The 25,897-nt window shown below is 66.9% G+C and carries 24 protein-coding genes and 2 tRNA genes; 15 read left to right on the top strand and 11 right to left on the bottom strand.

Annotated elements, in window-relative coordinates:
• Window positions 1-207 precede the first annotated feature (207 nt).
• The 4 genes from gyrB to ACWDMM_RS20505 all read left to right on the top strand — a co-directional run bounded on the left by gyrB (window position 208) and on the right by ACWDMM_RS20505 (window position 6,379).
• Window positions 208-2,253 carry a DNA topoisomerase (ATP-hydrolyzing) subunit B gene (gyrB, locus tag ACWDMM_RS20520; protein ID WP_067810250.1) on the top strand — a complete coding sequence of 682 codons (2,046 nt, stop codon included), beginning with the start codon at window positions 208-210 and terminating at the stop codon, window positions 2,251-2,253.
• Window positions 2,254-2,323: 70 nt separating this feature from the next.
• Window positions 2,324-4,840 carry a DNA gyrase subunit A gene (gyrA, locus tag ACWDMM_RS20515; RefSeq protein WP_195079582.1) on the top strand — a complete coding sequence of 839 codons (2,517 nt, stop codon included), beginning with the start codon at window positions 2,324-2,326 and terminating at the stop codon, window positions 4,838-4,840.
• Between the two features lie 39 nt (window positions 4,841-4,879).
• Window positions 4,880-6,103: a DUF3566 domain-containing protein gene (locus ACWDMM_RS20510; protein ID WP_357106886.1), complete on the top strand. Its 1,224-nt coding sequence runs from the start codon at window positions 4,880-4,882 to the stop codon at window positions 6,101-6,103.
• A 202-nt stretch (window positions 6,104-6,305) separates the two neighbouring features.
• Window positions 6,306-6,379, top strand: a tRNA-Ile gene (locus ACWDMM_RS20505).
• A gap of 276 nt (window positions 6,380-6,655) precedes the next feature.
• Here ACWDMM_RS20505 and ACWDMM_RS20500 read toward each other — a convergent pair.
• Window positions 6,656-6,865 carry a hypothetical protein gene (locus ACWDMM_RS20500; RefSeq protein ID WP_195079583.1) on the bottom strand — a complete coding sequence of 70 codons (210 nt, stop codon included), beginning with the start codon at window positions 6,863-6,865 and terminating at the stop codon, window positions 6,656-6,658.
• A 329-nt stretch (window positions 6,866-7,194) separates the two neighbouring features.
• On the opposite strand from ACWDMM_RS20500, the gene ACWDMM_RS20495 reads away from it, so the two are divergent.
• Window positions 7,195-7,839: an LppP/LprE family lipoprotein gene (locus ACWDMM_RS20495; protein ID WP_357106889.1), complete on the top strand. Its 645-nt coding sequence runs from the start codon at window positions 7,195-7,197 to the stop codon at window positions 7,837-7,839.
• A 113-nt stretch (window positions 7,840-7,952) separates the two neighbouring features.
• On the opposite strand, the gene ACWDMM_RS20490 is transcribed toward ACWDMM_RS20495, so the two are convergent.
• Together ACWDMM_RS20490 and ACWDMM_RS20485 are read right to left on the bottom strand one after the other, a co-directional pair.
• Window positions 7,953-8,025 (bottom strand) — tRNA-Ala (locus ACWDMM_RS20490).
• A 100-nt stretch (window positions 8,026-8,125) separates the two neighbouring features.
• A complete protein-coding gene (locus tag ACWDMM_RS20485; RefSeq protein ID WP_357106892.1) occupies window positions 8,126-8,788 on the bottom strand; it encodes a TetR/AcrR family transcriptional regulator in 663 nt (220 codons plus the stop codon).
• Between the two features lie 456 nt (window positions 8,789-9,244).
• On the opposite strand from ACWDMM_RS20485, the gene ACWDMM_RS20480 reads away from it, so the two are divergent.
• The 3 genes from ACWDMM_RS20480 to ACWDMM_RS20470 all read left to right on the top strand — a co-directional run bounded on the left by ACWDMM_RS20480 (window position 9,245) and on the right by ACWDMM_RS20470 (window position 11,895).
• Window positions 9,245-9,970: a ParA family protein gene (locus ACWDMM_RS20480; protein ID WP_357106895.1), complete on the top strand. Its 726-nt coding sequence runs from the start codon at window positions 9,245-9,247 to the stop codon at window positions 9,968-9,970.
• Window positions 9,970-10,758: a hypothetical protein gene (locus tag ACWDMM_RS20475; protein WP_195079587.1), complete on the top strand. Its 789-nt coding sequence runs from the start codon at window positions 9,970-9,972 to the stop codon at window positions 10,756-10,758. The genes ACWDMM_RS20480 and ACWDMM_RS20475 overlap by 1 nt, the downstream gene beginning before the upstream one ends.
• 660 nt (window positions 10,759-11,418) lie before the next feature.
• Window positions 11,419-11,895: a C40 family peptidase gene (locus ACWDMM_RS20470; RefSeq protein ID WP_195079873.1), complete on the top strand. Its 477-nt coding sequence runs from the start codon at window positions 11,419-11,421 to the stop codon at window positions 11,893-11,895.
• Window positions 11,896-11,926: 31 nt separating this feature from the next.
• Here the strand turns inward: ACWDMM_RS20470 and ACWDMM_RS20465 are convergent, their stop codons facing one another.
• Together ACWDMM_RS20465 and ACWDMM_RS20460 are read right to left on the bottom strand one after the other, a co-directional pair.
• Complete coding sequence (locus tag ACWDMM_RS20465) at window positions 11,927-13,111, bottom strand: hypothetical protein (protein WP_357106898.1); 1,185 nt, start codon at window positions 13,109-13,111, stop codon at window positions 11,927-11,929.
• 44 nt (window positions 13,112-13,155) lie between these two features.
• A complete protein-coding gene (locus ACWDMM_RS20460; protein ID WP_323124348.1) occupies window positions 13,156-13,860 on the bottom strand; it encodes a YoaK family protein in 705 nt (234 codons plus the stop codon).
• Between the two features lie 247 nt (window positions 13,861-14,107).
• Between ACWDMM_RS20460 and ACWDMM_RS20455 the strand changes: the two genes are divergently transcribed.
• The 3 genes from ACWDMM_RS20455 (at window position 14,108) to ACWDMM_RS20445 (ending at window position 17,717) form a co-directional block, all read left to right on the top strand.
• Window positions 14,108-15,046, top strand: a complete 939-nt coding sequence (locus ACWDMM_RS20455; RefSeq protein ID WP_449938874.1) for an acyl-CoA dehydrogenase family protein — start codon at window positions 14,108-14,110, stop codon at window positions 15,044-15,046.
• An 830-nt stretch (window positions 15,047-15,876) separates the two neighbouring features.
• A complete protein-coding gene (locus tag ACWDMM_RS20450; protein WP_195079590.1) occupies window positions 15,877-16,878 on the top strand; it encodes an ATP-binding cassette domain-containing protein in 1,002 nt (333 codons plus the stop codon).
• Window positions 16,875-17,717 carry an ABC transporter permease gene (locus ACWDMM_RS20445; protein ID WP_195079591.1) on the top strand — a complete coding sequence of 281 codons (843 nt, stop codon included), beginning with the start codon at window positions 16,875-16,877 and terminating at the stop codon, window positions 17,715-17,717. The genes ACWDMM_RS20450 and ACWDMM_RS20445 overlap by 4 nt, the downstream gene beginning before the upstream one ends.
• Window positions 17,718-17,732: 15 nt before the next feature.
• On the opposite strand, the gene ACWDMM_RS20440 is transcribed toward ACWDMM_RS20445, so the two are convergent.
• Window positions 17,733-17,945 (bottom strand): hypothetical protein, encoded by a 213-nt coding sequence (locus tag ACWDMM_RS20440; RefSeq protein ID WP_195079592.1) that lies wholly within the window; start codon window positions 17,943-17,945, stop codon window positions 17,733-17,735.
• Between the two features lie 106 nt (window positions 17,946-18,051).
• Between ACWDMM_RS20440 and ACWDMM_RS20435 the strand changes: the two genes are divergently transcribed.
• On the top strand, window positions 18,052-18,579 hold the full coding sequence (locus ACWDMM_RS20435) for a peptidylprolyl isomerase (protein WP_067810293.1): 528 nt from the start codon (window positions 18,052-18,054) through the stop codon (window positions 18,577-18,579).
• A 4-nt stretch (window positions 18,580-18,583) separates the two neighbouring features.
• On the top strand, window positions 18,584-19,456 hold the full coding sequence (locus tag ACWDMM_RS20430) for a rhomboid family intramembrane serine protease (RefSeq protein WP_195079593.1): 873 nt from the start codon (window positions 18,584-18,586) through the stop codon (window positions 19,454-19,456).
• Between the two features lie 64 nt (window positions 19,457-19,520).
• Here ACWDMM_RS20430 and ACWDMM_RS20425 read toward each other — a convergent pair whose 3' ends face one another.
• Together ACWDMM_RS20425 and crgA are read right to left on the bottom strand one after the other, a co-directional pair.
• Complete coding sequence (locus tag ACWDMM_RS20425) at window positions 19,521-20,006, bottom strand: PH domain-containing protein (RefSeq protein ID WP_323124349.1); 486 nt, start codon at window positions 20,004-20,006, stop codon at window positions 19,521-19,523.
• 89 nt (window positions 20,007-20,095) lie between these two features.
• Window positions 20,096-20,359 (bottom strand): cell division protein CrgA, encoded by a 264-nt coding sequence (crgA, locus tag ACWDMM_RS20420; RefSeq protein WP_039803465.1) that lies wholly within the window; start codon window positions 20,357-20,359, stop codon window positions 20,096-20,098.
• A gap of 97 nt (window positions 20,360-20,456) precedes the next feature.
• Between crgA and ACWDMM_RS20415 the strand changes: the two genes are divergently transcribed.
• Both ACWDMM_RS20415 and ACWDMM_RS20410 read left to right on the top strand, forming a co-directional pair.
• A complete protein-coding gene (locus tag ACWDMM_RS20415) occupies window positions 20,457-21,101 on the top strand; it encodes an aminodeoxychorismate/anthranilate synthase component II (RefSeq protein WP_195079594.1) in 645 nt (214 codons plus the stop codon).
• Entirely contained in the window at window positions 21,098-21,778 is a 681-nt protein-coding gene (locus tag ACWDMM_RS20410) for a RibD family protein (RefSeq protein WP_195079595.1), read from the top strand. The genes ACWDMM_RS20415 and ACWDMM_RS20410 overlap by 4 nt, the downstream gene beginning before the upstream one ends.
• A gap of 177 nt (window positions 21,779-21,955) precedes the next feature.
• Here the strand turns inward: ACWDMM_RS20410 and ACWDMM_RS20405 are convergent, their stop codons facing one another.
• From ACWDMM_RS20405 to ACWDMM_RS20395, 3 genes are all read right to left on the bottom strand, one after another.
• On the bottom strand, window positions 21,956-22,375 hold the full coding sequence (locus ACWDMM_RS20405; protein WP_195079596.1) for a CBS domain-containing protein: 420 nt from the start codon (window positions 22,373-22,375) through the stop codon (window positions 21,956-21,958).
• A 97-nt stretch (window positions 22,376-22,472) separates the two neighbouring features.
• Window positions 22,473-24,374 carry a Stk1 family PASTA domain-containing Ser/Thr kinase gene (gene pknB / locus ACWDMM_RS20400; RefSeq protein ID WP_195079597.1) on the bottom strand — a complete coding sequence of 634 codons (1,902 nt, stop codon included), beginning with the start codon at window positions 24,372-24,374 and terminating at the stop codon, window positions 22,473-22,475.
• Entirely contained in the window at window positions 24,371-25,888 is a 1,518-nt protein-coding gene (locus tag ACWDMM_RS20395; protein WP_195079598.1) for a protein kinase domain-containing protein, read from the bottom strand. Before ACWDMM_RS20395 ends, pknB begins: the two co-directional genes overlap by 4 nt.
• Window positions 25,889-25,897 lie beyond the last annotated feature (9 nt).

The following is a 25,897-nucleotide window of genomic DNA, read 5'->3' as shown; positions in this document are numbered from 1 at the left end:
GCATCTACGCCGCCGTGAGGGGTGTCGGAGGTGGGTTGTAAGTTGGCTGTACCAGTAGGATGGTGACGTAACTAGCGGCGATACCTTCGGCGCGTTCCGCACAGTCCGCGCGTGGACCCTAATTCTCCAGCAGGCATCACCAGGGCCCCACGTGTGCTGTCCGATCGCTCTATGCCGGGATCAGCAAGTAAGGAGAGCTACCGACCAGTGGCTGCCAAAGACTCCAACGCATCGGGTTCGACCAGAGCGACCGGGAAGCAGGACTACGGTGCCTCCTCCATCACGGTACTCGAGGGACTCGAGGCGGTTCGCAAGCGTCCGGGCATGTACATCGGCTCCACCGGTGAGCGCGGTCTGCACCACCTGATCTGGGAGGTCGTCGACAACTCCGTCGACGAGGCGATGGCCGGATACGCGACGAAGGTCGAGGTCACCCTGCTGGCCGACGGCGGCGTCGAAGTGATCGACGACGGCCGGGGCATCCCCGTGGAGATGCACGCGCAGGGCATCCCCACCATCGAGGTCGTCATGACCCAGCTGCACGCGGGCGGCAAGTTCGACTCCGAGTCCTACGCGGTGTCCGGCGGTCTGCACGGCGTCGGTATCTCCGTGGTCAACGCGCTGTCGACGCGGCTGCAAGCCGAGGTCGACACCGGTGGGTACCACTGGACCCAGGAATACAAGGACGCGAAGCCAGGCAAGCTCATCCAGGGGGAGCCGACGAAGCGGACCGGCACCACCATCCGGTTCTGGCCGGATCCGGAGATCTTCGAGACCACCACCTTCAACTTCGAGACCGTCGCGCGCCGGTTGCAGGAGATGGCGTTCCTGAACAAGGGCCTCACCATCGTCCTCACCGACGAGCGGGTCAGCGACACCGAGATCACCGACGAGGTGGTCAGCGAGACCGCCGAGGCGCCCAAGCACGCCGAGGACGCCGCCGCGCCCGCCGAGCACAAGGTGAAGTCCCGCACCTACCACTACCCGGGCGGTCTGGAGGACTTCGTCCGCCACATCAACCGGACCAAGCAGCCGATCCACAACTCGGTCGTCGCGTTCACCGGCAAGGGCACCGGCCACGAGCTCGAGGTCGCGATGCAGTGGAACTCCGGTTACTCCGAGTCGGTGCACACCTTCGCCAACACCATCAACACCCACGAAGGCGGCACGCACGAAGAGGGCTTCCGCGCGGCGCTGACCACGGTGGTCAACAAGTACGCCAAGGACAAGAAGCTCATCAAGGAGAAGGACGGCAACCTCACCGGTGACGACATCCGGGAGGGCCTGGCCGCCATCGTGAGCGTCAAGGTCGGCGAGCCGCAGTTCGAGGGCCAGACCAAGACCAAGCTGGGCAACACCGAGGTGAAATCGTTCGTGCAGCGCACCTGCAACGAGCACCTCACGCACTGGTTCGAGGCCAACCCGGCCGACGCGAAGACCATCGTCAACAAGGCGGTGTCCTCGGCGCAGGCCCGCGTCGCCGCGCGCAAGGCCCGCGAGCTGGTGCGGCGCAAGTCCGCCACCGACCTCGGCGGGCTGCCTGGCAAGCTGGCCGACTGCCGGTCGAAGGACCCGAGCAAGTCCGAGATCTACATCGTGGAGGGTGACTCCGCCGGCGGCTCGGCCAAGTCCGGCCGCGACTCGATGTACCAGGCGATCCTGCCGCTGCGCGGCAAGATCATCAACGTCGAGAAGGCGCGTATCGACAAGGTCCTCAAGAACAACGAGGTCCAGTCGATCATCACCGCGTTCGGCACCGGCATCCACGACGAGTTCGACATCAGCAAGCTGCGGTATCACAAGATCGTGCTGATGGCCGATGCCGACGTCGACGGCCAGCACATCTCCACGCTGCTGCTGACCCTGCTGTTCCGTTTCATGCGTCCGCTGGTCGAGCACGGGCACGTGTACTTGGCGCAGCCGCCGCTGTACAAGCTGAAGTGGCAGCGCAGCGAGCCGGAGTTCGCCTACTCCGACCGGGAACGCGACGGCCTGCTCGAACGCGGACTCGCCGCGGGCAAGAAGATCAACAAGGACGACGGCATCCAGCGCTACAAGGGTCTGGGCGAGATGAATCCGAAGGAACTCTGGGAGACCACCATGGATCCCAGTGTCCGGGTGCTTCGTCAAGTGACGTTGGACGACGCGGCCGCGGCCGACGAGTTGTTCAGCGTGCTGATGGGCGAGGACGTGGAGGCCCGCCGCAGCTTCATCACCCGCAACGCCAAGGACGTCCGCTTCCTCGACGTGTGATCCCGCCCGAGGCGCGGCCGATGGCAAGGCGCCCGGCAGTTTCGCACGTCAGCCCCGTTAAGGAGACTTCATGACCGACATCACCCTGCCACCGGACGGTGCGGGCGACCGCGTCGAACCGGTCGACATCCAGCTGGAGATGCAGAACAGCTACATCGATTACGCGATGAGCGTGATCGTCGGCCGCGCGCTGCCCGAGGTGCGCGACGGCCTCAAGCCGGTGCATCGCCGGATCCTCTACGCCATGTACGACAACGGGTACCGGCCCGATCGCGGGTACGTGAAGTCGGCCCGCCCGGTGTCGGACACGATGGGTAATTACCATCCGCACGGCGACTCGGCGATCTACGACACCTTGGTGCGTATGGCGCAGCCGTGGGCGATGCGTTACCCGCTGGTGGACGGCCAGGGCAACTTCGGCAGCCGCGGCAACGACGGCGCCGCGGCCATGCGCTACACGGAGTGCCGCCTGACGCCGCTGGCGATGGAGATGCTGCGCGAGATCGACCACGAGACGGTCGATTTCATCCCCAACTACGACGGCAAGACGCAGGAACCGGTGGTCCTGCCGAGCCGCGTGCCGAACATGCTGATGAACGGCAGCAACGGCATCGCGGTCGGCATGGCGACCAACATCCCGCCGCACAATCTGACCGAGCTCGCCGACGCCATCTACTGGGCGCTGGACAACCACGACGCCGACGAGGAAGCCACCCTCGCCGCGTGCATGGAGCGGATCAAGGGTCCGGACTTCCCGACCGCCGGCCTGATCGTCGGCACCCAGGGCATCCACGACGCGTACACCACCGGCCGCGGCTCGATCAAGATGCGCGGTGTCGTGGAGATCGAGGAGGACAATCGCGGCCGCACCACGATCGTCATCACCGAGCTGCCCTACCAGGTCAACACCGACAACTTCATCAACGCGATCGCCGAGCAGGTCAAGGACGGCAAGATCGCCGGGATCGCCGACATCCACGACGAGTCCTCCGACCGCGTCGGCCTGCGCATCGTGGTGACGGTCAAGCGCGACGCCGTCGCCAAGGTCGTGCTGAACAACCTGTACAAGCACACCCAGCTGCAGACCAGCTTCGGCGCCAACATGCTGTCCATCGTCGACGGCGTGCCGCGCACGCTGCGCCTGGACCAGATGATCCGGTTCTACGTCAACCACCAGTTGGACGTCATCATCCGGCGCACCAGGTACCTGCTGCGCAAGGCCGAGGAGCGGGCCCACATCCTGCGCGGCCTGGTCAAGGCGCTGGACGCGCTGGACGAGGTCATCGCGCTGATCCGCCGCTCGGCCAACACCGACACCGCGCGCACCGGCCTGATGCAGCTGCTCGACATCGACGAGATCCAGGCCACCGCGATCCTGGACATGCAGCTGCGGCGGCTCTCGGCGCTGGAGCGGCAGAAGATCGTCGACGATCTGGCCAAGATCGAAGCCGAGATCGCCGATTACAAGGACATTCTCGACAAGCCGGAGCGGCAGCGCGCGATCGTGCGTGACGAGCTGGCCGAGATCGTGGACAAGTACGGCGACGAGCGGCGCACCCAGATCGTCTCCGCCGACGGCGACGTGGCCGACGAGGATCTGATCGCCCGCGAGGACGTGGTCGTCACGATCACCGAGACCGGCTACGCCAAGCGCACCAAGACCGATCTGTACCGCAGCCAGAAGCGCGGCGGCAAGGGCGTGCAGGGCGCCGGCCTCAAGCAGGACGACATCGTCAAGCACTTCTTCATCACCTCGACGCATGATTGGCTGCTGTTCTTCACGAACAAGGGCCGGGTCTACCGGGCCAAGGCCTATGAGCTGCCCGAGGCCAACCGCACCGCGCGCGGCCAGCACGTGGCCAACCTGCTGGCCTTCCAACCGGACGAGAAGATCGCCCAGATCATCCAGATCAAGTCCTACGACGACGCGCCGTACCTGGTGCTCGCCACCAAGAACGGCCTGGTGAAGAAGTCGAAGCTGACCGACTTCGACTCCAACCGCAGCGGCGGCATCGTCGCGGTGAATCTGCGCGACGAGGACGAATTGGTCGGCGCGGTGCTCTGCTCGGCCGACGACGACCTGCTCTTGGTCTCCGCGCTCGGCCAGTCGATCCGGTTCTCCGCCACCGACGAGGCGTTGCGTCCGATGGGCCGCGCCACCTCGGGCGTGCAGGGCATGCGGTTCAACGACAGCGATGCCCTGTTGTCGCTCAACGTGGTTCGCGACGGCACCTATCTGCTGGTCGCCACGTCCGGCGGCTACGCGAAGCGGACCGCGATCGAGGAGTACACCGCGCAGGGGCGCGGTGGTAAAGGCGTATTGACCATCCAGTTCGACGCGAAACGTGGCACCCTGGTCGGGGCGCTCATCGTCGACGACGATGATGAGTTGTACGCGATCACCTCCGGGGGCGGCGTCATCCGGACGGCGGCGAAGCAGGTTCGTAAGGCTGGACGACAGACCAAGGGCGTGCGATTGATGAACCTCGCGGAGGGCGATACCTTGCTTGCGATCGCGCGCAACGCCGATGAGCCCGATCCCGATCAGGTCTCCGGTGGCGGCGACACCGGCTCCTCCGAGAAGTAACCCAACAGCGGCGGCAACGAACGGATCTAAGGATTCCCATTGACCACTCCGAATCAGCCGAATGACGAGCGGCACCAGACGAACGGTGTGACCGAGCGGATCGCACCGTCACCGATCCCGCCGCGGCCGATCCCACGGCCGGTCGCCTCGGCCGAGAACGGTCAGGGCCAGCCCAGCGGCGGTCAGCCCGGCGGTCACCCCGGTGGCGGCCACCCGGGTGGACCGCAGCCCGGTGGCCCGCAGGGCCAGCCGAACGGGCCGCAGGGCCAGCCGAACGGGCCGCAGTCCGGCGGGCATCCGGGTGGACAGCCTGCCAACCAGCCCGGCGGCAACCAGCCGAACGCGCAACCACACGAGATTCGCGACCAAAAGGGTGATTTCGCGCCGCAGCAGGGAGCGCCGGACCAGGCTCCCGGGGGTGACGGCCAGGATCGCTTCGACCAGAAGACGACGCGGATCCCCAACCAGGCCCCGCAGTCCGCGCCCGAGAACGAGGACAAGCAGCCGGTTGGCGCCACCAACGGCGGACAGCAGTCGCCGTATCAGGACGGGTGGGCGCAGCTGCCGCAGCGGGAGCCGCAGTCCAACCTGTACCGGCCGGGACAGGCCCCGGTCACCGGTCGCCCGACTTCCGGCGGCGCGGGCGTCGGCCTCGGCGGCAGCACGTCCAACGCGCGTACCACCGCCGACCTGGCGGCCAAGGCGGCGCGCAAGGAAGCGGCGATGGTGAAGTCCGTCGGTATCGACGGCCCCACCCGCAGCATCGCCCGGCCGGAACTGATCAAGGACATGCCGGACCTGTCCGAGATCCGCCATCCGCTGCCCCAGGCCGAAGCCGCGGGCCCGCAGTCAGGGCCGGTGTCGCCAGCGGTTCCGGTCGCGGTCGCGGCGGTCGCCTCCGGCGAGCCGCTGCGGGCCACCGTGCAGATCCGCCGCATCGATCCCTGGTCGACGCTGAAGATCTCGCTGGTGATCAGTGTGGCGATGTTCTTCGTGTGGATGCTGGCGGTCGGCCTGCTGTACATCGTGCTCGAGGGCATGGGCGTGTGGGAGCGGCTGAACAACACGTTCACCGACATGGTCTCCCAGGACAGCGGCTCGGTCGGCCTGATCGACGCGGGTACCGTGTTCGGGTACGCGGGCGTGATCGGCTTGATCAACGTCGTGCTCTTCACCGCGCTCGGCACCGTTGGCACCTTCATCTACAACCAGTGCTGCGACCTCGTCGGCGGCATCCAGGTCACTCTGGCCGACCCCGACTAGAGCCACCGCACTCCGGACGGCCGGTACTCGCCCAGCGGGCTGGTACCGGCCGTTTCTGTCGGTACGGGGCTGAGCGCGGGACAGCGGCGCTCCACCGCCGCCAACCGGGCCCCGGTAAGGCTCCTACCAGCCGTTTTGGTTCCGCGGATAGGTGTTGTGTAGTCTCTACACGTCGTTGTTCACCGCGAACAACGCGAACTACGGGCCTATAGCTCAGGCGGTTAGAGCGCTTCGCTGATAACGAAGAGGTCGGAGGTTCAAGTCCTCCTAGGCCCACCTCTGGTGCCAGTTCAGGCACATTCCAGTACTCGATCCCTCGTCATCGCCTACCGCTTTCGACGCGGAGACCATACCCTCGCACTCGCTCGTCGGCGCCGAACTGGTGATGGAAGCGAGCGAGTCCGGCAAGTCGCGGAGGGCTGAGTCCTGCGCCGTCTATCCGGCGGGGTGGGTGACGACAGCTACGCCGATTGGCTGATGAAGCACCACAGGGCGAGCGCGGGATGGTGCGGACATCCGAGACTCCTTGCAGGTTGAGTGGTGCGGTAGGTCTTACTGGCAGAACTGGGGACCCTGGTTCATGAGCATCAGCTTGATGATGGTGCACAGGATGCTTCCGGGACCGCTGGCCGATCCGCTCTCGCCGGCCACCGCGGAGACGGAGGGGGCGGGTTGCGGAATCTCGGCCTGCGCCGTCGCGGCGGGTGACAGCACAGCCACGGTCAAGAGAGCGCCGATGGTGAGCCGAGTGATTCGAGTCATCGAATCTGCCTTCCTTCCTTGAGGTTTCGGTCCGCAGATGCGTACCACCCAGACCATCGTCGGCTCCGCGCCCGTCGTTACCACGGTGTTATCCAGCGACCGTCACGGCGTCATCCGGTAGGCGAGCTCGACCTTCCGGAAACCTGCCGCTGGGTGCATCGCTGTAACACCCGTGGCAGGCGTTTCGACACCTTTTGACAACAGTTGGCGGACAAGAACATTCGTATCGGGTGGGATGCCGAATCCCCCGGATCCGGCGCGCCGGTGATCGCGGGCGTGAAACGAATGTCGAAACCCTCAGCTGCGCAACAACATCCGAGGGATTCGCGATGAACGTCAAATTATCGGCCGTGGTGTCGCTCGCGGCGACCGTTGTGCTCACGACGGCCGCGTGCGGTCCCGACTCGGGGACATCGGCCGGGCCCGTGACGTCGGCGGGGCGTACGACCACCGCGTCACCGGCGGGTCCAGCGGTGACGCCGGAACGCGCTCCAGGGGCCACGGCGGCCCCCGGATCACCCGCCGCGACGACCCAGTCTCCCGTCGCGGAACAGGCGCCGGAAGGTAGCGGCCACGGCCTGTGCTTCGACGCCAACTCGGCGCTCGCGGCGTCCTCGATCGCCACATTGGCGGCCCCTCCCGGCGGGTCCTGGACGGTCCAAGGGGCGAGCGAGGATCCGATCGCGGCGGGATGTACCGGCGTGCTGTCCTGGATGACGGTGGACTGGCCGGGAATTCATCCCGGCACACACGTTCTGTTCTTCGCCGGCGGAAAGTATCTGGGGACCGCGAGTGCGCGGCCGTACGCGTACACCACAGTGCTTGGCAAGACCCGCGACACCGTGTCGGTGCAGTACCGCTGGCCGGAGAAGAGCGACCCGCTGTGCTGCCCACAGGGCGGGCCGAGCGTCGTGACGTTCACGCTGACCGGCGGCACCGTGCAGGCGAACGGTCAGTTCCCGCCGGACAACTGATTCACTGCCCCGGATCGCTGGTACTCGCTTCCTTCCGACGCGAGCCCCCGCGCGTGGTTGCGCCGCTGTGAGAGAAGAAGGCCCATGCTCTTCACGAGCATGGGCCTCGAACGTGGAGCCTAGGGGAATCGAACCCCTAACCCCTGCCTTGCAAAGGCAGTGCTCTGCCAATTGAGCTAAGGCCCCGTGCGTACAGTCGCCTGAAAACGGTACCTTCTCGCCGCTGACATGGTCAAAACGGCGGGTTGTCGCGTCAAGGTGAGCGCCGCCGGCGGTACGGAACGCCTCAGGCCGCGTCAGCGCTTTTCAGCACGTCATCGAGGGAGGGCAGCGGAAGCGAGCAGATTTCGCGCGCTTCGTCGTCGGGGACGCCGAACATCCGCAGCAGGTCCTCGGTGACCTGATCGGTGGCGGCGGCATCGTCGCGGTCGGGATGGTCGTGCAACAACTGGCCGAGGCACAGGGCGGCCCCGGCCACGATCGTCATGGCCAGTTCGGGGTCCCGGGTCCGGAACCGGCCGGTGCGCGCGGCGGCCTCGATATCGCGGCGAGCGCGCGGCGCGAGCCCCTTCCCGGACGCGCTGAGCGTCAGGCCGTTGTTCAGCAGCACCTTGCTCATGGTGGGGATTCGCCGGTGCAATCGGCCGGTCAGCCGGAAACTCTGCGCGAAGACCTCGGCCGGATCGTCCATGCCTTCGGTGAGGGCGTCGAGCACGGCGCCGTGCTTCTCGAGCGCTTCCTCCACCGCCGTCTGGAACAGATCCTCCCGACTCTGGAAGTGGTTGTAGAACGACCCCATTCCGACGTCGGCGGCCTGGGTGATCTCCAGGATGGGCGCGTTCAGCTTCCCGCTCGCGATGAACGACTGGGCCGCGGTCAAGAGGGCGGCGCGGGTGCGGGCCTTGCGGCGCTCCAGGCGATTGCGTTCCACCCCGGTCCGATCCGTCATGCCCACTCCTTTCCCTGTCGGTACGCCGCCGATGATAGCGCCTTACTCAGTTATGACGAATTCATCATGAACCGGCCTCGGGCCTTTCTGGGCGGGCTTCGGGCGCCGCAGTAGGGTGGAAGTCATGAAACTTCTTCTCACCGCCGGTGTCGTGGTTCTGGTTCTCTTCGGCATCTCCAAGCTGCGCCAGCGCGGCGACGCGGACATGTGGCACGAGGTGACCACCCGCTGATCCGCCTTTGCACGGCAGGGGGCAGGGCAATCGAGGGAACACGGGCGCAGCGGCCCGGCGGGGCGATGGAATTCCCCGCCGGACAGCCGGAACTTTGTGTCCAATTGGACACAAAGTAGAAGCGGCACAACCGGGACAAGGCGCCGCAATCAGGCGATATTCGCCGATACTGTGCCAGACTGACCCCGCACAGTAATGCACTCCTCACCCTCGGAGGAACGTCTATGACGAATTCTGTTGCGCCACTCGAATTGCCCGAACCTCTGGTCATCACGCTGGGGAATCTCAAGGGCGGTGTCGGCAAAACGACATCAGCGTTCTTCTTGGCGAGCTACTTCGCTTCGGTGCACGAATCGCGGGTGCTCGTGATCGACGCCGACCCGCTCAGCCAGACCGGATACTCCTGGTACCGGCGGCTGGTCAAGGGGGGAATCGAAGTGCCGTTCCAGCTGGTCGCGTTTCCTTCGCGGCATGTCGGCGACTGCATCACCGACAATGCCGCCGATTTCGACGTCGTCATCGTGGACGCCGGGGGTGAGTCGGCCGATATCTTCAAGGCCGCCGTTCCGGAGAGCGACGAACTCCTGCTGTTGACGAGTGTGAGCCCGTCGGAAGTCAAACGCGTGCCGAGCACGTTCAAAGCCGCCGAGGAGGCGGCGGCCGACACCGACCGGGAAATCCGGGTGCGGGTGTTGATGACCAAAGTCCCGGTGATCATGAAGAAAGGGGTCAATGTCTCGACCGAATACCGTGCGCAGCGCGGGCATTTGGAAAGCGCCGGCTACGACGTATTCGATTCCTATTTGAGCGCCTGGAAATGGTACCGGGAGGCGGCGGACGGGGAGGTGGGGGAGGGCGCCGAGAATCCGATCGAGGATCTGGGGGAGTATCGCAAGGTCGGCGACGAGTTACTGAGCGCGTATCGCGTCCTCATGGAGGTGCCCGCCTGATGCCTCCACAACGCAGGAAGGGTTCGATCGGCGGGGCCAATCCGCTATCCGACGGCGCCGAGCACACGCCACCGGTGTCCCCGCTGCGCGATGCCGAATGGCGGCGGTCGAGGCCGGTGAGCCCGAATGTCTTGACCATGCCGGTGCCCGATGCCGGTGACGGACCGCTGAGCGACCGGGAACGAGCGCAGCTGACCGCGTGCGAGTCGTCGATCGACACGTTGCGCATCGCGTTCTGGGCGGCCGGGCGCGCGCTGCAGATCGTGCGGGACGGCCGGCTCTACCGGGACAGCCACGACACCTTCGACGACTATGTGGAACAGCGGTGGGATATGCAGCGGTCCTACGCCCACAAGCTGATTCGCGCTTGGCCGCTCGCCGCGCGGCTGCATCCGATCGCGCCTGCGATCAACGAAGGCCAGGTGCGCGAGCTGTTGCCGGTGGCGGCCGAATACGGCGAAGAAGCGGCGGTGACCGTATACACCACCGTGGCGGCGTGCGCCGAGGCGAAGGTCACCGCGGGAAAACTCCGGCAAGCGGTGGCCCTGCTGCCCGAACGCTATGACGAAGAGGTGGTGGTCGAGCGCCTCCAGGCGTGGCTGCGCGGCGAACTGCCGGGCGAGGGGGCCGATCGTGCGGCCGACATCTTCACCGCGATGGAATCCCGGTTGGCGGCGCTGACCAAGCGTGTGGTCAAAGGATCCAGCGACGACCCGCGCGCGGCCCGCGAATTCGCGGCCAAGCTCCGGACGATCGCCGAACAGATCGAGGAACAGATCACCGCGTGAAAAAAGATTCGGCAATGGGCCCCGCTTCCCTGCGGGGCCCATTGCGTATCGAGGAACGAATTGCACGCCGAAATTATGAATACGTCTCAACGCACCGAAACGAGTTATTGTTTCGTTATGAAAATAAAGGTGTGTTGTGCTTTACGTGATGCAAGCTATGCCGAAAGGTGAACACTCGGATCGGATCCGCTGGACTGACGAAGCACCGTGATGGTTTTCGAATCAATTCGAGGTCTTTGGTGAAGTCGGTCGCGCCGTGTACGGCGCGTCGTATGGCTCCGCCGGAGGCCGGCGATATGAGCATCGGAGGACCGCATCATGGCATCATCGACCGACGACCGATATCTCCGCTACCTGCGGCGCGCTGTGCTCTGGGCACTCGCCACCGGAGCGGCCGCACTCATCGGCGTGCTGTGCAACGCGGGGGAGGCATCGGCCCAGCCGGTGACCATTCCCGGCGTGGGAACGTTCGAGATTTCCGACGATATTCCACTTCCCGGATCGCCGGAGAAACTGCTCCGGAACAACGCCATACTCGCCGTCGACGGAATCGAGAACGTCGCGGCCGCTCCGGTTCCGCAGATTCAGATCGCGCCCGCCACTGTGGGCCCCGCGATCGAGTCCCCCTTCTCGGTGGACATCCCCGTGCTCGAGCTGCCGATGCCGACGATCGTGCCCGCGATCGAAATTCCGCTGATCGGTGTCCTTCCGGAGATCGAGATCCCCTTCCTCGGCGACATCCCGCAGATCATGCCCCGGGCGCCAACCCCGCCCGCAGCCGTGATCCCGCAGAAGTCCGCCGGTGAGATGGCAGTCGACGCGGCCAAGACCAAGATCGGTTCCGAGTACAGCTACGGTGCGGTCGGCCCCGACTCCTTCGATTGCTCCGGACTGGTGCAGTGGTCCTACGAGCAGGCCGGCGTAGAACTGCCACGCACCAGCTACGACCAGCTCGCCGCGGGAACGCCGATACCGCTCGACGATCTGCGCCCCGGCGACATGGTGTCGTTCTACGGCGGAAGCCACTCCGCCCTCTACGCAGGCGACGGCAAAGTCATCCACGCATCGACATACGGAACGGGCGTGACCACTTCCCCCCTCTCCTCGATGCCGGTGAGCGGAGCCCGCCGATTCTGACTCCCCGAAACAGCCGCACCGCCGCTTTCGGTCAGGGAGAGACCGCCGCCGCTTCCAGCGCGGCCAGCGTCTCGGCATCCGGCCAGTGACGAATCTCGTAGCGGCGAGGCGAGAGATCCGGGACCGGAGTGAGGCCGGTCAGTCCCACGACAGCATCGAACGGGACTTCGAAAAGACGCTCCAGCTCACCTTGGTCGTCACGGCAGAAGGCGACGTAATCGGCTTCCGGGAGCAGGTACTCGACACCCTCCCCCCAGACGGTGATCGTGAAGGGACCGTTGTCGCCATGGCCGTACATGACCGAACCGACGTAGGCGGGCTCGAGGTCGTAAGGCGTGAACTCCAGATCGCGTTCGACGATCTCGTTGAGAATCCGCGCCTGCGCGTCGTATTCGGTGACCGCCAAACCGCATCGGGCGCGCTGCACGGCGGGCAGGTGGCGATGGGCGGGCGAACGATCGAGCGGGATGATCGCGCCACTGTCGTCCACGGTGTACCCCTGCGGCGAGATCGGGCGGGACGCGTCGTGGTACTGCTCTTCCACCACTTCGAAGATCGGCTCCAGATCGTCGGCGCCGGTCGCGACGATGAGCGTGTCGACATCGGGCATGAACGCGATGGGTGCTCGGTTCCCGAAACCGGAACCGGCGAGCCAGCCGGGGAGCAGCGGCCATGACGTGCAGTAGCCGTCGCCGTCGTCGACGAATTGCAGCACGCCGTCTTCCTCGAAGTCGGTGAAAGCCACTATTGCGGCGAGGTTTTCGCGTGCGGCCGTGAATACCTCGTCGGAACTCACGCCCCACTCGCGCAATGACGCGTAGGTGACGATCGATCGGGTCTGGGGCATGTCGATGGCAACCATCTCGTCCACGAATGGGAAAGCCGAGCGCGCGATCGGCCGCGACTCCGGTTCGACGCCGACGCCGAAACTGTTGGGGCGCAGAAGCGGTCGCAGCATGGACCGCGCCGCGGGCCAGTCCGGCGCGGGAGCGCGCAGCTCACGCACGGCGGCGCAGTGCTGGGCGACCCGGGCCTCACGCTCGGCCGCATCGAGTTCGCGGGTTTCCCGGAAGATGTTGTGCAGGTCGAGAAAGAGGTCGCCGATTCGTATGGCGAACTGGTCCGGGTCGTATTCGGCTTCCGTTTCGTCCAGCGTGGAAAGGTGTTGCATGACGAGCGCGGCGAAGGCGGCGGCTTCGTCTTCGATGTTCTGCACGCGGCCACGGTAGTCGGGGAGCCGGGCCGATGCCCCGCGGTGGCTTACCGTGTGAGGGGACCGTGCCGATCCAGATGCAGGTAGGTGAAGCCGGTGACGAGCAGGCACACGACGGTGGCGGTGATCAGCATTGCCCAGCCCGCGACCACCAGGCTCAGCAGTCCGCCGAGCAGTGCGCCGAGCGAAAAGCCGGCGTAGAGCAGGAAGTATCCGAGCCAGTCCGCGTAGTCGCCACCGCTGAGATGGCGTTCGACGCCCTGGCCCAGTTTGACCAGCGTCCCGGTGACGTAACTGAGCGGCACCGACACCTCACCGTTGCGTACGAACGACGTGTTGAGCGCGCCGACGCCGAAGGCGACGAACATGATCGGCAGCAGGCCGATCGGCCTGCTGGAGGTCTGGTATTCGAGAATGTCGATGACCGACGCCAGCGCCAGGCAGACCGTGGTCAGCAGGGTGGGTCCGTGCGGATGCCCCGACCAGTAGCGTCTGCGGCACCATGAGGCCACCACCACGCCGGACAGGAACGACAGCAGCAATCCGGCGGCCGCCAACGCCATATCCGTTTCGTCGTGGAAATATCCGAGCACGGCCCGTTCGGTGTTGCCCGTCATGAAGGTGACGAAATAGCCAGCCGTATGCATGAAGGCCGCCGCACCGATAAGCCCGGCGAGCGCCGCCAGTACCCATGACAGTCTGGCTTCGGAGTCGAATAGTGCCCTTTTGCGACTTTCTTCCAGTTCCGGCACAGGTCCAACTCCTTCCGGTACGGGCGACAGTTCAGTCAAGCAGGCTCGGGTACGGAATCCGACCATGCAGCGCCGACCGTTGCCCACCGATCGCTGGTGCTTCGAGACGAATCGGGCGGCGTATGGTTGGGCGCGGCGCCCGAGTACGCCGTCATATCCTGGCCGGCGGGATGATGCCGGTTCGGCCTCCGCGGTATGCGGAGCGAGCGCACTCCCGAGCGAGTCGGTGCTCGGTTACCGTGCAGAGGTGGATACTCTGCTCGACTTCCTGCTGACCGAGCCGGTGGCAGCCGCGCCGCTCGACGATGTCACCGCGGCGTGGACGCGGCATCGAGTGGCTGCGAAACGATTCGAGCAGCCGGTAGAGGTGGCCGTCGCGGGCGGTTTCGGAGCCGACCGGCTCGGATTCGCCTTTCTGTCCGGCTATCGGGAGGCGCTGCGGACGCTTGTTCCCGACCTGCCGGAGGACGAGCTGGTCGCGATGTGCGCGACCGAGGAAGGCGGCGGTCACCCAGCCGCGATTCGCACCACGCTCACCGAGCGGGACGGCGCCTGGCTGCTCGACGGCACGAAGTCGTTCGCGACCATGGGCTCCTACGCACGGCGGTTGGTGGTGATCGCCAGTGTCGGCGCGGCGCCGGACGGGCGGAATCGGTTGCGCGCCTGCACCGTCGAGACGAGCGAAGCAGGAGTGCGCCTGACCGATCATCCCGCGCTGTCGTTCGCGCCCGAGGTGCCGCACGCCTCGGTAACCCTGACCGGCGCGCCGGCGGTGCCGCTTCCCGGTGACGGCTATCTCGACTATCTCAAGCCGTTCCGGACGATCGAGGACATCCACGTGCTGGCCGCCGCGCTCGGCTGGCTGGTGCGGGTGGCCCGGCTGTCGGAATGGCCGCGCGCGAGCAGGCAACGGCTGTTGACGCTGGTTGCCGCCGTACGGGGCCTCGACATCGATGCGCCGAGTGCGGCCGGGGTGCACATCGCCCTCGGCGGCGTCTTCGATGCGTTCGGTGACCTGCTGGCCGAGATCGAGCCCTTGTGGCAGTCCGCCGACCCCGTGACCCGGCAGCGGTGGGAGCGGGACCGGCCACTGCTGGCCACCGCTGGGCGCGTGCGCGCGCAGCGGCTCACTGCCGCGTGGCGGATGGTGGAACCGGGTGGCGACGAAGCGGGAACAGGCGCCTGAGCTGCGCCGAAAATGGGGAGCGGGCCTCGGCGAAGGGGGGGAGTTAGCCGAGGCCCGCGTAGGGTCGGCCCGGGGGGGAGGGGCCGACGTGAACGATGCTACTCGATGATGTGCGTTTGTGTGCGCGTGGGGACGGCGGGGTTTCCAAGTTTTTTCGGGTCGGCTCACTTCCGGACGCCGCATCGCGGTTGTCACCGGCCCGTTGGTGGTCCAGGCGGCTCGTGGCGGTTGGCTTGTTGTTTGCCAAAAGGCTTGTGAATAAAGCGTTTACACGTACCCGGCACGGTATGACCTGCTGAGGCGCCGCATCGCGCGCAACATGCCGACCGGTCGCCGCACGGAAGAAATCTGCGACAACGTCCGGGCGTGTCGGTCCTTCTGGCGCGGCGGCACCCGCACGCGGCGGCCGAACATGTCGTACCCCGATGCGAACATGTGTTCGTGGTCACCGACTGGACTGTTCGCGCGGCGCGCCCCCGCTCGTCGCGCCGGCGCGCGTGCGCGATCCCGCCGACCGAGTACGGGTCGCAGGCGATTCGGGTAGCCCGCTACGCGCGCTGCGATACTCGTGCGCGGGGGATCATCGAACCGGTCGCATTCCGATCCGGTACCCCCGAGCACCGACTGGATCGGAATGCGGCCTTCTCGCGTCGCACGAGTCTTCCGCTGGCGGCCGGCAGATATCCGGAAAGAAATCGGATGAAATCGTCGGCGGCCGGGACAATACTGTCTCGGGTATCGGTCGGTCGTCCGTTCCAGCGAATTGATCGGCGCCCGGACATCATGGCGTCGCACCGATGCGCATCGAACTCGTCAACCTCAGGAGAATCATGCCCGACGCAATAGTCGCCGAGGGTCTGGTCAAGCGCTACGGCCAGCTCGTGGCCCTCGACGGACTCGATCTGCGGGTCGAGGAAGGGACCGTCACCGCACTGCTCGGACCCAACGGCGCGGGCAAGACCACCACCGTCCGAGTGCTCACCACCCTGCTGGTGCCGGATGCCGGGCACGCGACGGTGGCGGGAATCGACGTGCTGCGCGATCCGCAGACGTTGCGTTCCCGTATCGGGGCATCGGGGCAGTATGCCGCGGTCGACGAATACCTCACCGGTTTCGAGAATCTGGAAATGGTGGGCCGTCTGTATCACATGGGGGTGCAGCGAAGTAAGGAACGCGCGCGCGAATTGCTCGAACGCTTTCGGCTCACCGACGCCGCCGACCGGCCGGTCAAGGGTTATTCCGGCGGTATGCGCCGTCGTCTCGACCTGGCGGGCGCGTTGGTCGCGAATCCACCCGTGCTGTTCCTCGACGAGCCCACCACCGGACTGGACCCGCGTGCGCGCCTCGATCTCTGGGACGTCATCGAAGAACTGGTCGCAGGCGGGACCACGTTGCTGCTCACCACGCAGTACATGGACGAAGCCGATCGGCTCGCCGATTCGATCGCGGTGATCGACCACGGCAAGGTGATCGCCGAGGGCACCGCCGACGAACTCAAGACCATGGTCGGCGGCGACCGCATCGAGCTGACCGTCGATCGCGCGGACAATCTGGCGACGGCCGAGGCCGCGCTGAAGAATCTCGCCGACGGGGAGATCCATCTGGAACCGGCGTTGCGCCGGATCATCGTCCCGGTCTCCGACGGATCGCAGGCGCTGGTGGAGGCGGTCGGGCGGCTGGCGGAGCACAGCGTGCGGATCCACGATGTCGGTCTGCGCCGACCGTCGCTGGACGACGTCTTTCTCACCCTCACCGGTCACGAAGCGGAGACGATCGCGGACGGTGACGCGGCGAACGACAAGCTGGAAGCTACGGAAGGAACGATCCGATGACCGCGACGGCACCGGCCCGGCCCGCGCTGGGCGCCCGACTGTCCATAGTGGTCAGCGATAGTGTGACCATCGCGAAACGCAACGTCATCAAGATCAAGCGAGTGCCCGACGTGCTGATCTTCTCGACGCTCTCGCCGATCATGTTCGTGCTGCTGTTCGCCTATGTCTTCGGCGCGGCCATCGACGTGCCCGGCCTCTCCGGCGGTTACCGCGAGTTCCTCATCGCGGGCATTTTCGCGCAGACCGTGGTGTTCGGCGCGACCTTCACCGGTGCCGGGCTTGCCGAGGACATGCAGAAGGGCATCATCGACCGATTCCGCTCGCTGCCGATGGCCTCGTCGGCGGTGCTGGTCGGCCGGACGATCAGCGATGTGGTGATCAACGTGGTCAGCCTGACGGTCATGTCGCTGACCGGACTGATCGTCGGCTGGCGCATTCGCGGGTCGTTCCTGGACGCGGTGCTGGCTTACATCCTGCTGCTGCTGTTCGCCTACGCGGTGTCCTGGATCATGGCCGTGGTGGGGCTGTTGGTGCGAGCGCCGGAGGTGTTCAACAACGCCAGCTTCATGGTGATCTTCCCGCTCACGTTCATCGCCAACACATTCGTGCCCAGCGAGAAGCTGCCCACGGTGCTGCGCGTGATCGCGGAATGGAATCCGGTGTCGGCGCTGACCCAGGCGACGCGTGACCTGTTCGGCAACACCAGCCCGATCGCGCCGACGGGTGACGCCTGGTCGTTGCAGCACCCGGTGATCACCTCGCTGGCCTGGGTGGTGGTGATCATGGTGGTGTTCGTGCCGCTGGCGTTGCGTCAGTACAAGAAGACGGTCAGTCGCTGATCCGCCGAGCCCGAGTCAGCGATCGGTCTCCGCGCCGGCTTCCGCCAGCGGGGTCGGCGCGGAGCCGTTGCGCGAGTATCCGATGCGTGGCGGCGCGGGCGCGGGTTCGGGCGGCTGCGGCCGTCGGGTGCGGACCAGATACGCCACACCGCCCGCGAGCGCGACGGCGGCGGCGAGCAGAAGCCGATTACGTGAACGCGAAGAGACATGCAGGCGCCCAGAGGTCATGGGACCACTCTATGCACAGCCCGGCGATTCGCGCAGGAGCCCCAGCTCACACTGCCGTCCGGCCCAGTTCCGCGGTCGCATCGCCGACCGTGGCACGATGGGCGGCGTGACCTCACCGAATCAGACATCCGTGGCAACGCTGCACACGAATCACGGCGATATCAAGCTCGCGCTTTTCGGTAACCACGCGCCAAAGACGGTCCGCAACTTCCTTGGCCTCGCCGACGGTTCGGCGCCGTACACCACCGCGAACGCCAGCGGAGGCAACAGCGGCCCGTTCTACGACGGCGCTCTCTTCCATCGCGTGATGGCGGGTTTCATGATTCAGGGTGGCGATCCCACCGGCACCGGCCGCGGCGGCCCCGGCTACGAATTCGGCGACGAATTCCACCCCGAGCTGCGGTTCGACCGGGGCTACCTGTTGGCTATGGCCAACGCGGGGCCGGGCACGAACGGCTCGCAATTCTTCATCACCGTCCGTCCGCAGCCGCACCTGAACCGCAAGCACACGATCTTCGGTGAAGTGGTGGACCCGGATTCCAGGAAGGTCGTCGACTCGATCGCCACCACCAGGACCGATCGCAACGACCGGCCGCTCGAGCCTGTCGTCATCACCAAGATCACGATCGAATGAGACTATGAACCCCCAGCCGCCCGCACCCACGTGCGTCCGCCATCCGAATCGCCCGACCGGCCTGGCCTGCACGCGGTGCGGGCGGCCGTCCTGTGCGGAGTGCCTGCGCCCCGCGGCCGTCGGACAGCACTGCGTCGACTGTCTGCGCGCGGAGCAGCGCAACGTCGCGCCGGTGCGGACGGTCTCGGGCGCGGCGGCTCCCCGGACGTCAGCGCCTTATGTCACCTATGCGCTGATCGCGATCAACGTGGTGATCTATGCGATCACCGCCGCCCAGGCCAAGAGCTTGATGGACAACCAGCTCGGCTCCGCGCTGTTCTTCGACTGGGTGCTGTACGCACCGGCGGTCGCGGACGGCGAATGGTGGCGGGTGATCGGCTCCGGGTTCCTGCACTACGGTCCGATCCACCTGCTGCTGAACATGTTCGCGCTGTACGTGGTGGGCCGGGATGCCGAGCTGGTGCTCGGCCGGTTGCGCTATCCGGCGGTGTATCTGGTCTCGCTGCTCGGCGGGTCCGCCGGGGTCATGCTGTTGGCGCAGAACAGCCTGACGGCGGGTGCGTCCGGCGCGGTGTACGGGCTGTTCGGTGCGATCACGATCATTCTGCTCCGGTTGCGGCAGAACCCGAATCAGATGCTCATCATCATCGGCATCAACGTGTTCATCAGTCTGTCGCTGCCCGGCATCTCGCTCTGGGGTCATCTCGGCGGCCTGGCCGCGGGCACTCTCGTGACCCTCGGCATCCTGTTCCTGCCGGCCTGGCTGCGCGTGCGCACTCCGCAAGCGGCTCGGACGGTTGGCTGGATCGCGGTGGCGCTGGTCGCGATCGCCGCGCTGGGGCTGGTGGTCGTTGGCGCGATCACTTCCACTGCCTGACAGCGGGATTCGCTTCACGTGAAACATTCGCGGCCGGGTGCCGAATTTCCCGGCCGCGGCGTGTTCAGCGGGTTTTGTCCTGAGTGAGCCGCATGGCCGCGACCACGTCTCGATAGACGAGTTCGGGATTGGCGCCCAGGTCCCAGCGGCCGAAGATCAACAGCCGGTCCGCGCCGTCGCGCTGGACGTCGAGTTCCAGCATCGGCATTTTGCGCCCCAGGCGTCGATAGCTCACGACGCGGGCGCGGATGATCTGCTCCGGGGTGTATTCGTCCGGTCCCGTCAGCGTGCGGACGACCATGCGTGGCCGCGCACCGGGCGCCACGGACAGTCGCGGGCGTTGCCGGAATCCGAGCGCGGCGAGGGCGAGCAGTCCGGCGGCCGCCAACCCGACGAGCAGGCGGCTCGCCGCCTCGGTGCTGACCACCGCCGCGACCGCCAGGGCGACGCCGCCCACAGCGACGGCGACCAGCGCGGGGGTGGGCGTGGTCCAGGCCAGGCTCGGTTCGTCGCGGTCCGGCCGACCGGGCACCGCGGACTCCGAACTCACCGCACTCCCCAATCGCTCCTCGAGTTGTCCACAGGCTCATCCACAGGTGTGCATGAATGACACGTCTGTAATCCGGTCGCTGTCGTCGCTCAGCGCCAGCGCATCGTCATGATCAGGCCGACCACCATCAGGCCGAAGCCGATCAGGAAGTTCCAGGCGTTGAGGTCGTTCATCCAGCTGATCTGCTCGGCCGCCAAGTAGTAGACCAGCAGCCAGGCCAGCCCGGCGAGCATGAACCCGAGCATGATGGCGACATACCAGACCGGCGACGGCCCGGCCTTCACCTTCACCGGGGTCCGGCTGGCGGGGTTGATCGTGTAGTCGGTCTTCTTACGGACCTTCGACTTGGGCATGACGTCCTCGTATTCGGCGTGCAGGTCGTGGTCTCTAGGCTATCCCAACAGGTAATGGATGCGACGCGGTGCCGGGCGGGCACGTAATCTCGATGCCATGCGTGTTCTGGTCGTCGACAATTACGACAGCTTCGTCTTCAACCTGGTGCAGTACCTCGGGCAGCTGGGTGTCGAAGCGGTCGTCTGGCGTAACGACGATCCGAATCTGGCCGACGTCGGCGCGGTGGTCGGAGACTTCGACGGCATCCTGATCAGTCCAGGCCCCGGCACTCCCGACCGCGCGGGCGCGAGTATCCCGTTGGTGCGCGCGTGCGCGGAGGAAAGTGTCCCGCTGCTCGGTGTGTGCCTCGGCCACCAGGCGATCGGCGAGGCGTTCGGCGCCACCGTCACCAGGGCTCCCGAATTGCTGCACGGGAAGACCAGCGACGTCTTCCACATCGGCGCCGGCGTGCTGGCCGGTCTGCCCGATCCGTTCACCGCCACGCGGTACCACTCCCTCACCGTGCTAGAGGAGACCCTGCCGGAGGAGATCGAGGTGCTCGGACGCACCGAGAGCGGGATCGTGATGGCCATGCGGCATCGCACCTTGCCCATCCACGGGGTGCAGTTCCATCCGGAATCGGTGCTCACCCAGGGCGGGCACCGGATGCTGGCGAACTGGCTCGGCGTGTGCGGCGAGCGTCCGGCCGAGGGCTTGGTGCGGACGCTGGAGGCGGAGGTCGCCGCGCTGGTGCTGCAGTGACCCGTCCGCATGTGCTGCTGTCGGTCGCGATGAGCATCGACGGGTACATCGACGACGCGAGTCCCGAGCGGCTGCATTTGTCCGACGCGGCGGACTTCGACCGGGTCGACCAGGTGCGCGCGGACTCCGACGCCATCCTGGTCGGGGCGCAGACCCTGCGCAGCGACAATCCGCGACTGCTCGTGGGCAGCGCAGAGCGCAGGGCGGCCCGGCTCGCCGCGGGCAAGCCGGAATATCCGTTGAAGGTGACGGTCTCTGCGAGCGGCGAGCTGGATCCCGAGCTGCGGTTCTGGCACCACGGCGGCGGCAAGCTCGTCTACACCACGGCGGCGGGCGCGGCGAAACTCACCGCCCGGCTGGCCGGACTCGCCGAGGTGGTCGATCTCGGCACCGAACTGGACTTCGCCGCGCTGTTGGACGATCTCGGCCGCCGCGGTATCGACCGTCTCATGGTGGAGGGCGGCACTCGCATCCATACCGCGTTCCTCGCCGCCGATCTGGCCGACGAACTGCACCTCGCGGTGGCCCCGATCCTGGTGGGTGACGTAGCGGCCCCGCGCTTCCTCGATCCGGCCGATTTTCCGGGCGCGCCGCACCGCAGGATGCGACTGACCGGCGTGACGCAAGTCGGCGATGTCGCCGTGCTGCGGTATCTGCCGAAGGCCGACCGGACCTGACGCGGGAGTCGTCCCTCGGTAGCGGAGCGACCCACCGCGGACGGCGGGTTCACCGCCCGCGGCCGGTCGGCTCACATGGCACCTCGAGCGGGCTGTGGGTAACCACGGTGGGCCTTGCCGAAGTGCGTAGAAGTAGCCGGGAGGGCGGCGGGCGCCGCTCTCCGCGCGGTGGGAAAGCTACGGACGCCCGTAGACGGCGGTCACGAACTCGCCGAGCTGGTTGTCGTCCAGATGCCTGGCCAAGTCCGCTTCGCTGATCATGCCGACGAGCCGCTTGTCCTCGATCACCGGCATGCGCTTGACCCGGTTGCTCTCCATTTCATCGAGGACTTCCTCGATGTCGGCGTTGGCATCGACCCACCGCGGCGTCGCTTCGCACAGTTCTTCGACCCGGCAGTCCGCGGGGGTCTTGCCCTGGGCGATGCACTTCACCACGATGTCGCGGTCGGTGACGATGCCGCACATGCGCTCGTTGTCGTCCGAGACGATCAGCGACCCGACGTTGAGCTCGGCCATGGTGCGTGCGGCTTGCTCGATGGTCGTATCCTTGCCGATCCACTGAACGCCCGGTTTCATGATGTCCCTGGCAGTGGTCATGAGCTACCTCCTCGTGCTCAGCTGCGCTGATTGGGATGGAGCAGCATCATTCTCCCGCAATTCACACCGGATGGTCTCGTTTTCCGGATACCGCCGATCACGGCGGGCCGAGCACTCCCACCCCGACCAGGATGGCGCTGTTCTTCTGGATCGAACTGCCCGCGGACGGTTGCTGACTGAGGATGCGTCCGACGCTGCCCGCGTCGAAGGTTCCCTGCGGCGACTGGCTGATCTGACTGGTGCTACCGGTCCAGCCCTCCGCCCGCAGCTTCTCCACCGCCTGCGAGACGGTCAGGCCGACCAGCGACGGCATCTTCAGGTCGCCCGCCGATACCTGCACGGTGACCGTCGAGCCCTTCTCCGCGTTGCTGCCACCGGCCGGGCTCGAGGCGACCACCTCGCCCTTCGGCTTGGAGGACTGCACCTCCTGCACGACGACCTTGAAGCCGTTGCCCTCGATGTTCGGCTGCGCCACGTCGATCGTCTGGCCGACGACGTAGGGAACGCGAACCGCTTCCGGGCCGGTGCCGATCGTGACGACGACCTCCCAGTCGACGTCGACCTTCGAACCCGGCGACGGATTCTGCTCGATCACCTGATCCTTCTCGGCGATGCTCGACGGTTTGCGCTCGATGTTCGGGTTGATCCGCAGGCCTTTGGAATTCAGCACCTGCTCGGCCTGCTCCTGGGTCAACCCGGTGAGCTTCGGCACCTGCACCTGGGCGGGCCCGGAGGACACCTGCACCGTGACGGTGCTTCCCTCGTCGATCCGCGAGCCGCCCAACGGCTGCGTCGCGATCACGTTGCCCGTGGCGACCTTGCTGTCGGGCTTCTGCTGGATCGCCACGGTGAAGCCGAGCTTCTGCAACGCGTCCTGCGCCTGCTGGGAGGACTTGTTGGACAGATCGGGAACCGCTACCTGGTCCGGTCGGCTGCCCGGCCCGAGCAGCACCCAGAACAGGGCGAAAGCCACGGCGACCGCCGCGACCGCGCCGAGTGCGATGTAGGCGGTCCGGCGCCGGCCGTTCGGCTCGGCCGGGTCCTGCTCGGCGGTGTCGTCGTTGCGCTCGACGGTGCGGTAGTTGCGCGGCGGCGGCTCGTCCGCGCCCATCATGGTGGTGCGGTCCTCGTCGGTCATCACCATGGGAGCGCTCGGCTTCTGGCCGCCGAGCACCCGGATCAGGTCGGCGCGCATCTCGGCGGCGGTCTGGTACCGGTTGGCCGGGTTCTTGCTCATCGCCTTGAGCACGACCGAGTCCAGCTCGCGCGGCACCCCCGAGTACACGTGCGACGGCAGTCGCGGGTCTTCCCGGACGTGCTGGTAGGCGACGGCGACCGGCGAGTCACCCGTGAAAGGCGGCTCGCCGGTGAGGATCTCGAACAGCACACAGCCGACCGAGTAGACATCCGAGCGGGCGTCCACCGTCTCGCCGCGCGCCTGTTCCGGCGAGAGGTACTGCGCGGTGCCGATCACCGCCGCGGTCTGCGTCATCGGGTTGGAGCTGTCGGCGATCGCGCGCGCGATGCCGAAGTCCATCACCTTCACCGCGCCGGCACGGTTGATCATGATGTTGGCCGGCTTCATGTCGCGGTGCACGATCCCGGCCTTGTGGCTGAAATCCAAGGCGGCGCAAACGTCCGCGATGATCTCCATCGCGCGCCGCGGCGGCAGCGGCCCCTTGCCGCGCACGATGTCGCGCAGCGTGTCGCCGTCGACGTACTCCATCACGATGTACGGCAGCGGGCCGCCGTCCACCTCCGCCTCACCGGTGTCGTACACCGCGACGATGGCCGGATGATTGAGCGCGGCCGCGTTCTGCGCTTCCCGCTTGAACCGCAGGTAGAACGTGGGATCGCGGGCCAGGTCTGCCCGCAGCACCTTGATCGCCACGTCTCGGCTCAGCCGGACGTCGCGGGCCTTGTGCACCTCGGACATGCCGCCGAACCCGATGATCTCGCCCAGCTCGTAGCGAGACGAGAGGTTCTTCGGGGTCGTCATGGCAGTCCTTGCGAAGAAGTGGCGGATCCGCTGCGAGTGGCCGAAGGCCCCCGGGCACCGGGAATCTCCGGGAATGGTATGTCGAGGGTCGGGATGCGTGGGCGGGTCGCGGTGGCCGTGGGCGCGGTGGTCGTCGGCTTCGTCGTGCTCGGTGCCGTGGTGGTCGGCGGCGCGGTGGTCGTCGTTGGCTCCGGTGTCGTGGTCTTCGGCTCGGTGGTGGTCGGTTCGTAGGTTTCGGTTTCCACCGGCGCGGGCGCTGGCTTGGGGGTGGTCGTGGTGGCCACCGGCGGGGCAGGCTTCGGATTCGGTGCGAACGTCGTGGTCGGCGATGGGGTGGAATCGGGGTTGGTGTCGCCGCCGAAGAGCAGGTAAGCCGTGAGCGCGGCGAGCAGTACGGCGCCGACGCCGAGTCCGGTGAGCCATTTCTGAGTGGTGCTGAAACCCTTGCCGCCACCGGGCGGTTGATCGGCCGCGCCGCGGCTGAGCACGGTGGCCGGAGCCGCGACCGTGCCGGCGCGATTCGCCGCTCCTACCGCTCCTGCCGCGGGCGTGGAGTAACGCACCGTCGCCCCGTCGAAGTCGGACGGCGTCGAGGGGATCACGGCGGTCGGGCCGGGCGGGAGCACGCGCGTCGCGCCGGTCAAGGGCGCGGCGGGGTGCATGCCACTCGGCGGCGGCGGACGGCGGCCCGCCCGCACCGCGGCGACCGCGTCGGCGAACTCGCCACCGCTTGCGTAGCGGCGCGCCGGGTCCTTCTCCATCGTGATCTCGATGAGTTCGCGCACGTTGCCGGGCAGGTCGGCGGGCATCGGCGGCGGCGTCTCGCGCACGTGCTTCATCGCGACGGTTAGCGCGCCGTCGCCGGTGAACGGCCGCTGTCCGGCCAGCGCTTCGTAACCGACCACGGCGAGCGAATAGACGTCGCTGGCCGCGGTGGCGTCCTCGCCGACCGCCTGTTCCGGCGCGATGTACTGCGCGGTGCCCATCACCATGCCGGTCTTGGTCACCGGGGAGGCGTCCACCGCCTTGGCGATACCGAAATCGGTGATCTTCGCCTGCCCGGTCGGGGTCACCAAAATGTTGCCCGGCTTCACGTCGCGATGCACCACGCCCGCGCGGTGCGCCACCTCGAGCGCGCGCCCGGTCTGCTCGAGCAGGTCGAGCCCCTGGGGGACCGACAGCCTGCCCAAACGGTTGAGCACCGTGTTCAGCGGCTCGCCCTGGACGAATTCCATGACCAGGTACGCGATCTCGCTGCCCTGCGGGTCGATGGTCTCGCCGTAGTCGTAGATGCCCGCGATACCGGGGTGATTCAGCTGGGCGGTGGTCTTCGCCTCGGTGCGGAATCGATGCCGGAACGTCGGGTCGGCCGAGAACTCCGATTTCAGCACCTTGACCGCGACCCTGCGGTCCAACCTGGTGTCCAGCGCTTCCCAGACCTGGCCCATGCCGCCGGTCGCGATCAGTCGCTGCAGCCGATACCGGTCGGCGATCATCGCACCGTTGTTCAGCATCGAGGTCCC

It is taken from the genome of Nocardia sp. NPDC003726 (assembly GCF_053586955.1).
The sequence above is the reverse complement of the archived record's forward strand: the minus strand, read 5'-3'. Positions and strand labels throughout refer to the sequence as shown.